The organism is Burkholderia vietnamiensis LMG 10929 (assembly GCF_000959445.1).
GTDB lineage: Bacteria > Pseudomonadota > Gammaproteobacteria > Burkholderiales > Burkholderiaceae > Burkholderia > Burkholderia vietnamiensis.
The window spans coordinates 292,226-305,061 of record NZ_CP009631.1 but is presented as its reverse complement, the minus strand read 5'-3'; the positions used below and the strand labels follow the sequence as shown (position 1 = coordinate 305,061).

At 68.7% G+C, this 12,836-nt stretch carries 10 protein-coding genes; all 10 read left to right on the top strand.

What is annotated here, in order from left to right; translation table 11 throughout:
- Positions 1 to 21 precede the first annotated feature (21 nt).
- A complete protein-coding gene (rsmH, locus tag AK36_RS11340; protein WP_011883169.1) occupies positions 22 to 963 on the top strand; it encodes a 16S rRNA (cytosine(1402)-N(4))-methyltransferase RsmH in 942 nt (313 codons plus the stop codon).
- The gene (gene ftsL, locus AK36_RS11335; RefSeq protein WP_011883170.1) at positions 960 to 1,301 is read left to right on the top strand and encodes a cell division protein FtsL; all 342 of its coding nucleotides are present in this window, start codon (positions 960 to 962) and stop codon (positions 1,299 to 1,301) included. The genes rsmH and ftsL overlap by 4 nt, the downstream gene beginning before the upstream one ends.
- On the top strand, positions 1,298 to 3,148 hold the full coding sequence (locus AK36_RS11330; protein ID WP_011883171.1) for a peptidoglycan D,D-transpeptidase FtsI family protein: 1,851 nt from the start codon (positions 1,298 to 1,300) through the stop codon (positions 3,146 to 3,148). The genes ftsL and AK36_RS11330 overlap by 4 nt, the downstream gene beginning before the upstream one ends.
- On the top strand, positions 3,145 to 4,683 hold the full coding sequence (locus AK36_RS11325) for a UDP-N-acetylmuramoyl-L-alanyl-D-glutamate--2,6-diaminopimelate ligase (protein WP_014722389.1): 1,539 nt from the start codon (positions 3,145 to 3,147) through the stop codon (positions 4,681 to 4,683). Before AK36_RS11330 ends, AK36_RS11325 begins: the two co-directional genes overlap by 4 nt.
- A complete protein-coding gene (locus AK36_RS11320; protein ID WP_045578550.1) occupies positions 4,680 to 6,086 on the top strand; it encodes a UDP-N-acetylmuramoyl-tripeptide--D-alanyl-D-alanine ligase in 1,407 nt (468 codons plus the stop codon). Before AK36_RS11325 ends, AK36_RS11320 begins: the two co-directional genes overlap by 4 nt.
- Positions 6,087 to 6,102: 16 nt before the next feature.
- Complete coding sequence (gene mraY, locus AK36_RS11315) at positions 6,103 to 7,272, top strand: phospho-N-acetylmuramoyl-pentapeptide-transferase (RefSeq protein ID WP_011883174.1); 1,170 nt, start codon at positions 6,103 to 6,105, stop codon at positions 7,270 to 7,272.
- Between the two features lie 28 nt (positions 7,273 to 7,300).
- On the top strand, positions 7,301 to 8,812 hold the full coding sequence (murD, locus tag AK36_RS11310) for a UDP-N-acetylmuramoyl-L-alanine--D-glutamate ligase (protein WP_045578549.1): 1,512 nt from the start codon (positions 7,301 to 7,303) through the stop codon (positions 8,810 to 8,812).
- Complete coding sequence (gene ftsW, locus AK36_RS11305) at positions 8,809 to 10,092, top strand: putative lipid II flippase FtsW (RefSeq protein WP_011883176.1); 1,284 nt, start codon at positions 8,809 to 8,811, stop codon at positions 10,090 to 10,092. The genes murD and ftsW overlap by 4 nt, the downstream gene beginning before the upstream one ends.
- Positions 10,093 to 10,338: 246 nt before the next feature.
- Complete coding sequence (gene murG, locus AK36_RS11300; protein WP_011883177.1) at positions 10,339 to 11,442, top strand: undecaprenyldiphospho-muramoylpentapeptide beta-N-acetylglucosaminyltransferase; 1,104 nt, start codon at positions 10,339 to 10,341, stop codon at positions 11,440 to 11,442.
- Entirely contained in the window at positions 11,439 to 12,836 is a 1,398-nt protein-coding gene (gene murC / locus AK36_RS11295; RefSeq protein ID WP_011883178.1) for a UDP-N-acetylmuramate--L-alanine ligase, read from the top strand. Before murG ends, murC begins: the two co-directional genes overlap by 4 nt.

Here is a 12,836-nt window from a genome sequence, read left to right as displayed (position 1 = left end):
GCGGTGACGGAGACGCCCGCGATGGGAAACGAATTGCAGCATCGGACCGTATTGCTGGACGAAGCGGTCGACTCGCTCGTGACGCGACCGGACGGCATTTATGTCGACGGCACGTTCGGGCGCGGCGGCCATAGCCGCGCGGTGCTCGCGCGGCTCGCGCCGGGCGGGCGGCTGATCGCGTTCGACAAGGATCCGAGGGCGATCGAGACGGCGCAGCGCATCGAGGATGCGCGCTTCTCGATCGTGCACGACAGCTTTGCATCGATGCGCGACGCGCTTGCGGCGCGCGGTGTCGAGAAGGTGTCGGGGGTGTTGCTGGACCTGGGCGTGTCCTCGCCGCAGGTGGACGATCCAGCGCGCGGCTTCAGCTTCCGCGCCGATGGCCCGCTGGACATGCGAATGGATCCGACGCGCGGCGAGTCGGCGGCCGAGTGGCTCGCGCGGGCTTCGGTGCAGGAATTGACGGAGGTGATACGAGATTATGGGGAAGAACGGTTTGCTTTTCAGATTGCAAAGGCGCTTGTTGCTCGCCGGGCAGAGTCCGACCGTCTTGGGCCTCTCGACACCACGGGCGAGCTTGCCCAAATCGTGGGTCACGTCGTCAAAACCCGTGAGAAGGGCAAGGATCCGGCAACCCGCACCTTTCAGGCTATACGGATTCACGTCAATCAAGAGCTTGCGGACCTGCAAGTCGTACTAGACGCGGCATTGTCGTTGCTGGAGCAAGGGGGGCGGCTGGTGGTCATCAGCTTTCATTCACTCGAGGATCGAATCGTCAAGCGATTCATGCAGGCGCACGCGAGTGCGCCTGCGGTCGACCGTCGCCTGCCGATTCGCGCCGTCGACCTCCCGAGCCCGCCTCTGAAGATCATCAGCCGTCAGTTTCCGAGCGAAGCGGAAGTCGCCGCGAATCCGCGCGCCCGGTCGGCCGTGATGCGCATTGCGGAGCGCGTCACGCCATGAGCCGCTTCAACATCTTCCTGCTGATCATCGTGATGGGTTGCGCGTTGTCGGTCGTCAATTCGACGAACCAGCAGCGCCAGATCTTCATCCAGCTGCAGCGCGCGCAGTCGCAGGAGCGTCAGCTCCAGCAGGATTACGCGCAGCTTCAATATCAGCAGAGCGCGCTGTCGAAGACCTCCCGCATCGAGCAGCTCGCGAACGATACGCTGAAGATGCAGCCGATCACGACCGGCCGCACGCAGTACCTGACGCTGCCGCCGGGCGCCGCGAAGGCGATCGACGCACCGATTCCCGCGTCGGCCGATGCCGGCGCGAAGGGCCGCGGGGGCGCACGATGAAGCCGTCGCACAAGCGCCAGGACGTGAAATTCTCGTCGAGCCCCGTGCTCGGCGTGCACCTGCCGATGTGGCGCTCGAAGCTCGTCGTGTTCCTGCTGTTCATGGCGTTCGTCGCGCTGACCGCGCGCGCGTTCTGGATCCAGGGCCCCGGCAACGCGTTCTACCAGAAGCAGGGCGAGAGCCGCTATCAGCGCACGATCGAGCTGCCGGCCACGCGCGGCAAGATCCTCGACCGTAACGGGCTCGTGCTCGCGACCAGCCTGCCCGTGCGCGCGATCTGGGCCATTCCCGACGCCGTGCCGGACGATCTCGACGCCGCCAAGATCAACCAGCTCGGCAAGCTGCTCGGCATGACGCCGAAGGAGCTGCGCATCAAGCTGTCGGAAGACAAGGGCTTCGTCTACGTGAAGCGTCAGGTGCCGCTCGACGTCGCCGACAAGGTCGCCGCGCTCGACATCCCGGGCATCTATCAGCGCAACGAGTACAAGCGCTTCTATCCGGAAGGTGAGATCACCGCCCATCTGATCGGCTTCACGAACGTCGAGGACGAAGGGCAGGAGGGCGTCGAGCTCGGCGACCAGAAGTCGCTGTCCGGCACGTCCGGCGTGCGTCGCGTGATCAAGGACCGGATGGGGCACATCGTCGAGGACGTCGCCGAACAGATTCCGCCGCACAACGGCACCGACGTCGACCTGTCGATCGACAGCAAGATCCAGTACATCGCGTACGCGAACCTGAAGGCCGCCGTCGAGAAGTTCAAGGCCAAGGCCGGCGCGGCGATGGTCGTCGACGTGCGCACCGGCGAAGTGCTCGCGCTGGTCAACTATCCGACCTACAACCCGAACGACCGCACGCGCCTGACCGGCGAGCAGCTGCGCAACCGGATCCTGACCGACGTGTTCGAGCCGGGCTCGATCATGAAGCCGTTCACCGTGTCGCTCGCGCTCGACCTGCATCGCGTGACGCCGAACACGCTCGTCGAGACGGGCAACGGGCACTTCGTGCTCGACGGCGCGCCGATCACCGACGATGCGGGCTTCGGCACGCTGACGGTCGGCGGTGTGATCCAGAAGTCGAGCAACATCGGCGCGACCAAGATCGCGATGACGATGCGGCCCGAGGAAATGTGGAACATGTATACGAGCATCGGCCTCGGCCAGGCGCCGAAGGTCGGCTTCCCCGGCGCCGCGGCCGGCCGGCTGCGCCCGTGGAAGAGCTGGCGCCGCATCGAGCAGGCGACGATGTCGTACGGCTACGGGCTGTCGGTATCGCTGTTCCAGCTGGCGCGCGCGTACACCGCGATCGCGCACGACGGCGAACTGATGCCGGTGACCATTTTCAAGACCGACCCCAATCAGCAGATCACGGGCACGCAGGTATTCACGCCGACCACCGCGCGCGAAGTGCGCGCGATGCTCGAGACCGTCGTTGCGCCGGGCGGCACGTCGCCGGACGCCGCGGTGCCCGGCTATCGCGTCGGCGGCAAGAGCGGTACCGCCTACAAGCACGAAGGTCATGGCTACACGCGCAAGTACCGCGCGTCGTTCGTCGGGATGGCGCCGATGCCGAATCCGCGCATCGTGGTCGCGGTGTCGGTGGACGAGCCGACCGCGGGCAGCCACTTCGGCGGGCAGGTCTCGGGCCCCGTATTTTCGGCGATCGCGGGTGATACGATGCGCGCGCTGAACGTGCCGCCGAACATGCCGATCAAGCAGCTCGTCGTATCGGGCGACGCCGCGCCGGCGGCGCCCGCCGCGTCGGGGCCGCAAAAGCTCGCCGGCAGCGGCCACGCGAAGCATATGATCGTTTCCAGCACTACACGTAATTCACCAGGAGTTGTTCGATGAGCGCCGCTCGCAGTTCTCATCCGGCGCATCAGCAGATCGCAGCCGCGCTTGCGTGGCTGCGCCAGCATGTGGCCCCCGCGGCGCAGCTGCATGCCGACACGCGCAGCCTGCAGGCCGGCGACGTGTTTCTCGGCTATGCGGTCGACGGGGCCGACAATCGCGCGTTCATTGCCGATGCGGTGGCCCGCGGCGCGGCCGCCGTGCTGTATCAACCGGAAGGCCTCGCTGCCGCGCCGGCCGTTCCGGTCGCGTTCGCGGTGCCTGGCCTCGACCAGCTCGCCGGCGAAATCGCGAGCGGCTGGTACGGCGATCCGAGCGACGCTCTGCTCGCGATCGGCGTGACCGGCACGAACGGCAAGACGTCGTGCACGCAATGGATCGCCGCCGCGCTGACGGCGCTGCACCAGCCCTGCGCGCTGATCGGCACGCTCGGCAGCGGCATGCCGGGCCAGCTCGTGCCGACCGGCTTCACGACGCCCGACGCGCCGCAGTTGCAGCGCAGCCTCGCGCGCCTGCGCGATGCGGGCGCGAAGGCCGTCGCGATGGAAGTGTCGTCGCACGCGCTGCATCAAGGCCGCGTGAACGGCACCGCGTTCGACATCGCGGTGTTCACGAATCTCACGCAGGATCATCTCGACTATCACCGCACGTTCGACGCGTACGAGGCGGCGAAGGCGAAGCTGTTCGCGTGGCGCGGGCTGCGCGCGGCGGTCGTCAATCGCGACGACGCGGCGGGCCGCCGGCTGCTCGAGAAGCTGGCCGGACGCGTGCGCACGATCGCGTACGGCATCGGCGACGCGCCGTCGGCCGGCGCCGACCGCGAGCTGGTCGCGACCGACGTGCGCGCGACTGCCGCGGGCACCGCGTTCCGGCTGCGCTCGTCGTGGGGCGAGGCCGACGTCGAGGTCGGCACGCTCGGCACGTTCAACGTCAGCAACCTGCTCGCGGTGCTCGGCTCGCTGCTCGCGGCCGACGTGCCGTTCGACGCGGCGGTTGCCGAGATCGCGCGGCTCGAGTCCGTCAACGGCCGCATGCAGCGGCTCGGCGGTCGGCCGCAGAACGACGAGCCGCTGGTGGTGATCGACTATGCGCACACGCCGGACGCGCTCGACAAGACGCTCGAAGCCCTGCGCCCGATCGCGGCGGCGCGCGGCGGCCGGCTCGTCTGCATGTTCGGCTGCGGCGGCGACCGCGACGCGACGAAGCGCCCGCTGATGGGCGCGATCGCCGAGCGGCTCGCCGACGAAGTCGTCGTCACGAGCGACAACCCGCGCAGCGAAGATCCGCAGCGCATCATCGACCAGATCGTCGCGGGCATGACGGCGCCCGATCGCGCACGCCGCATCGAGGATCGTGCGAGCGCGATCCTGCAGGCCGTGCGCGGCGCCGCGCGCGAAGACGTCGTGCTGCTGGCCGGCAAGGGCCACGAAGCGACGCAGGAAATCATGGGCAAGAAGCGCACGTTCTCGGATCAGGATCACGCGCGGCTCGCGCTGGCGGCGCGCGCGACCCACGGCAAGGGAGGCGGCGAATGACGATGCTCAGTCTCGGCGAAGCCGCGCGCCTGATTCCCGGCGCCGTCGTTCACGGCGATCCGGCCACGACGTTCGAGCGCGTATCGACCGACAGCCGTACGGCCGGCCCCGGCGACCTGTTCGTCGCGCTGAAGGGTGAGCGCTTCGACGCGCACGACTTCCTCGGCGACGTGGCCGCGCGCGGCGCAGCCGCGGCGCTGGTCGCGCACGTGCCGGCGGGCCTCGCGATGCCGGTCGTCGAAGGCGGCGAGACGCGCGCCGCGCTCGGCGCGCTCGCGCATGGCTGGCGCAAGCGCTTCGCGCTGCCGCTCGTCGCCGTGACGGGCAGCAACGGCAAGACGACCGTCAAGGAAATGATCGCGTCGATCTTCGCGGCAGCGGTCGGCGCCGACGCACGGCTCGCGACGGCCGGCAACCTGAACAACGACATCGGCGTACCGCTGACGCTGCTGCGGCTGTCGGCCGCGCACCGCCTCGCGGTGATCGAGCTCGGCATGAACCATCCGGGCGAGACCGACGTGCTCGCGCGCCTCGCCGCGCCGACCGTCGCGCTCGTCAACAACGCGCAGCGCGAGCACCAGGAGTTCATGGCGACGGTCGAGGCGGTCGCGCTCGAACACGCGGCGGTGATCCACGCGCTCGCGCCGGACGGCGTCGCCGTGTTCCCGGCCGACGATGCGTACGCGGGCATCTGGCGCGTCGCGGCGACCGGCAACCGGATTCTCGATTTCGCGCTGCACGACGCGCAGCGGCAGGTCGACGCGCAAGTCACGGGCCGTCTGCACGGCGGCGAACTCGCGATCGACACGCCGTCCGGCGCGCTGACCGTGCGGCTGCGCGCGCTCGGCGAGCACAACGCGCGCAACGCGCTGGCGGCCACGGCCGCGGGGCTCGCGGCCGGCGTCGAGCTGGCCGCGATCGGGCGTGGGCTCGAAGCGTTCGAGCCGGTCAAGGGCCGCTTGCAGGTGCGGCGTGCGGACGTCGGCAGCCTCGCGGGCGCGACGGTCGTCGACGACACCTACAACGCGAACCCCGACTCGATGCGCGCGGCGATCGACGTGCTGGCCGCACAGGCGGCGCCGCGCGTGCTGGTGATCGGCGACATGGGCGAAGTCGGCGACGAAGGCCCGGCCTTTCACCGCGAGATCGGCGCTTATGCGCGCGAGCGCGGCATCGACGCGCTGTTCGCGCTCGGCGATGCGTCGCGCGACGCATGCGCGGCGTACGGCGACACGGCCCGCCATTTCGGCGACGTCGGCGCGCTGCTGACCGCCTTGCTCGCGGCCGGCTACGGCGCGCACGCGACGGTGCTGGTCAAGGGCTCGCGGTACATGAAGATGGAGCGCGTGGTCGACGCGCTGACGAACCAACCTGCGGCGGGCACGGTGCCCGCCGCTCACTGAGTAGAAGGAAGGAAGCATGCTGCTGGCGCTGGCGCAATGGCTGCAAGGAGACGCAAGCTTTTTGCGCTTGTTCACGTACCTGACGTTCCGTGCGGTGATGGCTACCATCACCGCGCTCGGCATCGGGCTCGTGTGCGGACCGTGGGTGATCCGCAAGCTGACGCAAATGAAGGTCGGGCAGGCCGTGCGCAAGGACGGCCCGCAGAGTCATCTCGTCAAGTCCGGCACGCCGACGATGGGCGGCGTGCTGATTCTGATCGGCATCGCGGTCGCGACGCTGCTGTGGGGCGACCTGACGAACCGTTTCATCTGGATCGTGATGCTCGTCACGTTCGGCTTCGGCGTGATCGGCTGGGTCGACGATTACCGCAAGGTGGTCCACAAGGACCCGCGCGGGATGTCGTCGCGCGAGAAGTATTTCTGGCAGTCGGTGATCGGCCTGTTCGCGGCCGTCTACCTGGCGTTCAGCGTGTCCGAGGCGAACAACGTGCGCGTGCTCGACCTGTTCATGGCGTGGGTGAGGAGCGGGCTGTCGATGGGGCTGCCCGCGCGGGCCGACCTGATGCTGCCGTTCCTGAAGTCGATCAGCTACCCGCTCGGCGTGTGGGGCTTCATCGTGCTGACCTATTTCGTGATCGTCGGCGCGAGCAACGCGGTGAACCTGACCGACGGCCTCGACGGCCTCGTGATCATGCCGGTCGTGCTGGTCGGCGCGTCGCTCGGCGTGTTCGCGTACGTGATGGGCAGCTCGGTCTATTCGAAGTACCTGCTGTTCCCGCATATTCCGGGCGCGGGCGAATTGCTGATCTTCTGCTCGGCGATGGGCGGGGCAGGGCTCGCGTTCCTCTGGTACAACACGCACCCCGCGCAGGTGTTCATGGGCGACGTCGGCGCGCTCGCGCTCGGCGGCGCGCTCGGCACCGTCGCGGTGATCGTGCGCCAGGAAATCGTGCTGTTCATCATGGGCGGCATCTTCGTCGCGGAAACGTTGTCGGTGATGCTGCAGGTGTCGTGGTTCAAGTACACGAAAAAACGTTACGGCGAAGGGCGCCGCCTGCTGAAGATGGCGCCGCTGCATCACCATTTCGAATTGTCCGGCTGGAAGGAAACGCAGGTGGTGGTGCGTTTCTGGATCATCACGCTGATGCTGTGCCTGTTCGGTCTGTCCACCCTCAAGCTGCGGTAAAGGAAAGGTAACAAGGATGTCTGGCGAGATGTTTGGAGATCGGCAAAGGCCGATGGTGCTCGTGCTGGGGCTTGGGGAATCGGGCCTCGCGATCGCGCGGTGGTGCGCGAGGCACGGGTGCCGGCTGCGGATTGCCGATACCCGCGAGGCGCCGCCGAACCTTGCCGCGCTGCAGGCCGAAGGCATCGACGCCGAATTCGTCGGCGGCCCGTTCACGCCTGCGCTGCTCGACGGCGGCATCGACATCGTCGGGCTGAGCCCCGGCCTGTCGCCGCTCGAGCCGGCGCTCGCCGCGCTGCTCGCGGCCGCGAGCGAACGCGCGATCGCGGTGTGGGGCGAACTGGAATTCTTCGCGCAGGCGCTGCGCGCGCTCGGCACGAGCGGCTACCAGCCGAAGGTGCTGGCGATCACCGGCACCAACGGCAAGACCACGACGACGAGCCTCACCGGCTTGCTGTGCCAGCGCGCGGGCAAGAAGGTCGCCGTCGCCGGCAACATCAGCCCGGCGATGCTCGACCGGCTCGCGAGCGCGATCGACGAGACGGCGCTGCCCGACGTCTGGGTGCTCGAACTGTCGAGCTTCCAGCTCGAGACCGCGCGTACGTTCGCGCCCGACGCCGCCGCGATTCTGAACATCACGCAGGACCATCTCGACTGGCACGGCAGCTTCGACGCCTATGCGGCGGCGAAGGGCCGCATCTTCGGCGCGACGACCACGCGCGTGCTGAACCGCGACGACGCGGCCGTGATGAAGTTCGCGCCGGCCGCGGGCGCCGCCGATGCGGCGCGCACGGTGACGTTCGGCCTCGGCGAGCCGACGCGGGACGGCGACTACGGGCTGTCGCGCGACAACGGCATCGCGTGGCTCGTCGAAGCGATCGACCGCGACGCGCCGGACGAAACGACGACGACCCGCCGGCGCAAGCGCGACGGCGCGCATACGCCCGATATCGCGCACAAGCGGCTGATGCCGGTCGACGCATTGCGCATCCGCGGGCTGCACAACGCGGCGAACGCGCTGGCCGCGTTCGCGCTCGCGCGTGCGATCGACCTGCCGGCCGCGCCGCTGCTGCATGCGCTGCGCGAATACCGCGGCGAAGCGCATCGCGTCGAGGTGATCGCGACGATCGACGACGTCGACTACGTCGACGACAGCAAGGGCACGAACGTCGGTGCGACGGTGGCCGCGCTCGACGGCCTCGCGCAGAAGATCGTGCTGATCGCCGGCGGCGACGGCAAGGGCCAGGACTTCGCGCCGCTCGTCGCGCCGGTCGCGCGCTGGTGCCGTGCGGTGATGCTGATCGGCCGCGACGCGCCGGCGCTGCGCGCGACGCTCGCCGACACCGGCGTGCCGCTCGCCGACCACGCGACGCTCGAAGGCGCGGTGCGTGCGGCCGCCGACCTCGCCGAGCCGGGCGATGCGGTGCTGCTGTCGCCTGCCTGCGCGAGCCTCGACATGTTCCGCAACTACGCCCATCGCGCGGACGTGTTCCGCGCGGCGGTGGATGAAATCGCCATCGACAAAGGAGCGACGCCATGAGCTGGTCCGATCGCCTCGTCTCCCGCTTCAACGATCGGCGCGACACCGGCGGCAATGCCGCGGGCGGACGCGCCGCCTCGGCCACGCGCGCCGCGACGGGCGGCCTCGCGAGCGTCGTCAACGGCGTGCGGCCGAGCCGCTCGCGGATGCTCGACTTCGACTACTCGCTGCTGTGGGTCGCGATCGCGCTGCTCGGGCTCGGCGTCGTGATGGTCTATTCGGCATCGATCGCGATGCCCGACTCGCCGAAATACGCGTCGTATCACGATTACGCGTTCCTGATGCGCCACTGCGTGTCGCTCGTCGTCGCGTTCGTCGCGGCGGTGGTCGCGTTCCGCGTGCCCGTGTCGACCTGGGACAAATACGCGCCGCATCTTTTCCTGATGGCGCTGGTGGGTCTCGTGATCGTGCTGATCCCGCACGTCGGCAAGGGCGTGAACGGCGCGCGCCGCTGGATTCCGCTCGGCATCACGAACATGCAGCCGTCGGAAATCATGAAGCTCGCGGTGACGATCTACGCGGCGAACTACACGGTGCGCAAGCAGGAGTACATGCAGAGCTTCGCGAAGGGCTTCTTGCCGATGGCGTTCGCGGTTGGCCTGGTCGGCGCGCTGCTGCTGCTCGAGCCCGACATGGGCGCGTTCATGGTGGTCGCGGCGATCGCGATGGGCGTGCTGTTCCTCGGCGGCGTGAACGGCAAGCTGTTCGGCGGGCTGGTCGCGACCGCGATCGGCACGTTCACGATGCTCGTGTGGCTGTCGCCGTGGCGTCGCGAGCGGATCTTCGCGTATCTCGATCCGTGGGACGAACGCTACGCGCAGGGCAAGGCCTACCAACTCACGCACTCGCTGATCGCGTTCGGCCGCGGCGAGTGGTTCGGCGTCGGCCTCGGCGGCAGCGTCGAGAAGCTCAACTACCTGCCCGAAGCGCATACCGACTTCATCCTCGCGGTGATCGGCGAGGAGCTCGGCTTCGTCGGCGTGCTGGTGGTGATCCTGCTGTTCTACTGGATCGTGCGCCGCGCGTTCGAGATCGGCCGTCAGGCGCTTGCGCTCGACCGCACGTTCGCGGGCCTGATGGCTAAGGGCATCGGCATCTGGTTCGGCGCGCAGACCTTCATCAACATGGGCGTGAACCTCGGCCTGCTGCCGACCAAGGGCCTCACGCTGCCGCTCGTCAGCTACGGCGGCTCGGGCATTCTGCTGAACTGTGTCTCGCTGGCGGTGCTGCTGCGGGTCGATTATGAAAATCGCGTACTGATGCGGGGAGGGAAGGTATGACCTCCCTGCGTCAGTACGCGATTTCGGCGAAGGCTAACTTCGTGCGCGAAGCGCGCGAAGTTAAGCGCAGCGGCCGTAGCCAAAACCCTCGTTCATTCGTACTGATGCGGGGAGGGAAGGTATGACCTCCCTGCGTCAGTACGCGATTTCGGCGAAGGCTAACTTCGTGCGCGAAGCGCGCGAAGTTAAGCGCAGCGGCCGTAGCCAAAACGTTCGTTCATGCTTGCCGATGCGCGGAGGAAAGGTATGACCGCGTCGCGACGCACGCTGATGGTGATGGCAGGCGGCACCGGGGGCCACGTGTTCCCGGGGCTCGCGGTCGCGCACCGGATGGAAGCGGCGGGCTGGCGCGTCGTATGGCTCGGCAATCCGGCCGGGATGGAAGCGACGCTCGTGCCGAAGCACGGCATTCCGATGGAATACGTGCGCTTCGGCGGGCTGCGCGGCAAGGGGCTGAAGACCAAGCTGACGCTGCCGTTCAACCTGCTGCGCGCGTGCTGGCAAAGCCTCGGCGCGCTGCGCCGCGTGCGGCCGGACGTCGTGCTCGGGATGGGCGGCTACATCACCTTTCCGGCGGGCGTGATGACCGCGCTGTCGGGCCGGCCGCTCGTGCTGCACGAACAGAATTCGATCGCCGGCCTCGCGAACAAGGTGCTCGCCAAGTTCGCGAAGCGGGTGCTGGTCGCATTCCCCGACGCACTGCCGCACGCCGAATGGACCGGCAACCCGATCCGCGCGGAACTTGCGCGCACGGAAGCACCCAAAGCACGCTATGCATCGCGCAGCGGCCCGTTGCACGTGCTCGTGGTCGGCGGCAGTCTCGGTGCCGCCGCGCTGAACGAAGTCGTGCCGCGCGCGCTGGCGCTGCTCGCGCCGGGCGAGCGTCCGCGCATCGTCCATCAGGCGGGCGCGAAGCACATCGATGCGCTGAAGGCGAATTACGAAGCGGCCGGCTTTGCGGGCGGCGACGACGTGCGGCTCGTGCCGTTCATCGACGACATGGCGAGCGCGTACGCGGCGGCCGATCTCGTGATCTGCCGCTCCGGCGCGATGACGGTGTCGGAGATCGCGGCGGTGGGCGTGGCCGCGCTGTTCGTGCCGTTCCCGTACGCGGTCGACGATCACCAGACGACCAACGCCGCGTTTCTCGCCGATGCGGGCGCGGCGGTGCTGGTGCAACAGCGCGACCTCTCGGCGCAACTGCTCGCCGACTGGCTGCGTGGCCAGTCGCGGGCGTCGCTCGCGGCGATGGCCGAGCGTTCGCGCTCGCTGGCAAAGCCCGAGGCCACCGATGAAGTCGCGCGCGTCTGCGCGAAGGTGGCCGGCGCGAACCTGGAACAATTGCAATGAAACACATCGTCAAACATATTCATTTCGTCGGGATCGGCGGCGCGGGCATGAGCGGCATCGCCGAAGTGCTCGTCAATCTCGGCTACGAGGTAAGCGGCTCGGACCTGTCGCGCAATGCGGTGACCGATCGCCTCGCGGCGCTCGGCGCGCGCATCGCGATCGGGCACGACGCGGCGAACATCGAAGGTGCGAACGCGGTCGTCGTGTCGACGGCCGTGCGCTCGGACAACCCGGAAGTGCTGGCCGCGCGCCACCAGCGCGTGCCGATCGTGCAGCGCGCGGTGATGCTCGCGGAGCTGATGCGCCTGAAGCAGGGCATCGCGATCGCCGGCACGCACGGCAAGACCACCACGACGAGCCTCGTCGCGAGCGTGCTCGCGGCCGGCGGCCTCGATCCGACCTTCGTGATCGGCGGGCGGCTGATCAGCGCCGGCGCGAACGCGCGGCTCGGCACCGGCGACTTCATCGTCGCGGAGGCCGACGAGTCGGACGCGTCGTTCCTGAACCTGTATCCGGTGATCGAAGTCATCACGAACATCGACGCCGATCATATGGACACCTACGGCCACGATTTCGCGCGGCTCAAGCAGGCGTTCATCGAATTCACGCAGCGCCTGCCGTTCTACGGCAGCGCCGTCGTGTGCGTCGACGATCCGAACGTGCGCCAGATCATCCCGTTCATCTCGAAGCCGGTCGTGCGCTACGGGCTGTCGGCCGACGCGCAGGTGCGCGCGGAGAACATCGACGCGCGCGACGGCCGCATGCACTTCACGGTGATCCGCGAAGGCCGCTCGCCGCTCGCGGTGGTGCTGAACCTGCCGGGCCTGCACAACGTGCAGAACGCGCTCGCGGCGATCGCGATCGCGACCGATCTCGGCGTGTCGGACGACGCGATCCAGCTCGCGCTGGCGGAATTCAACGGCGTCGGCCGGCGCTTCCAGCGCTACGGCGAGGTGCCGAGCGCGGACGGCGGCCAGTACACGCTGATCGACGACTACGGCCACCACCCGGTCGAGATGGCGGCGACGATCGCGGCCGCGCGCGGCGCGTTCCCGGGCCGCCGCCTCGTGCTGGCGTTCCAGCCGCACCGCTACACGCGCACGCGCGACTGCTTCGACGATTTCGTCAACGTGCTGTCGACGGTCGACGCGCTGGTGCTGACGGAAGTCTATGCGGCGGGCGAGGCGGCGATCGCGACGGCCAACGGCGACGCGCTGTCGCGTGCGCTGCGCACGGTAGGGAAGGTGGACCCGGTGTTCGTCGCGACGGTCGACGACGTGCCGGACGCTCTGGCCAAGGTCGCGCGCAACGGCGACGTGGTGATCACGATGGGCGCGGGTTCGATCGGCGGCGTGCCGGCGAAGATCGTGCAGAACACGCAACAGAAGGGATGA

Bases quoted from the DNA above. Each gene is read 5' to 3' on its own strand.
- murG (WP_011883177.1), top strand. From the start codon at position 10,339: ATGACCGCGTCGCGACGCACGCTGATGGTGATGGCAGGCGGCACCGGG.
- AK36_RS11320 (WP_045578550.1), top strand. From the start codon at position 4,680: ATGACGATGCTCAGTCTCGGCGAAGCCGCGCGCCTGATTCCCGGCGCC.
- ftsW (WP_011883176.1), top strand. From the start codon at position 8,809: ATGAGCTGGTCCGATCGCCTCGTCTCCCGCTTCAACGATCGGCGCGAC.
- mraY (WP_011883174.1), top strand. From the start codon at position 6,103: ATGCTGCTGGCGCTGGCGCAATGGCTGCAAGGAGACGCAAGCTTTTTG.
- murD (WP_045578549.1), top strand. From the start codon at position 7,301: ATGTTTGGAGATCGGCAAAGGCCGATGGTGCTCGTGCTGGGGCTTGGG.
- AK36_RS11330 (WP_011883171.1), top strand. From the start codon at position 1,298: ATGAAGCCGTCGCACAAGCGCCAGGACGTGAAATTCTCGTCGAGCCCC.
- rsmH (WP_011883169.1), top strand. From the start codon at position 22: ATGGGAAACGAATTGCAGCATCGGACCGTATTGCTGGACGAAGCGGTC.
- ftsL (WP_011883170.1), top strand. From the start codon at position 960: ATGAGCCGCTTCAACATCTTCCTGCTGATCATCGTGATGGGTTGCGCG.
- murC (WP_011883178.1), top strand. From the start codon at position 11,439: ATGAAACACATCGTCAAACATATTCATTTCGTCGGGATCGGCGGCGCG.
- AK36_RS11325 (WP_014722389.1), top strand. From the start codon at position 3,145: ATGAGCGCCGCTCGCAGTTCTCATCCGGCGCATCAGCAGATCGCAGCC.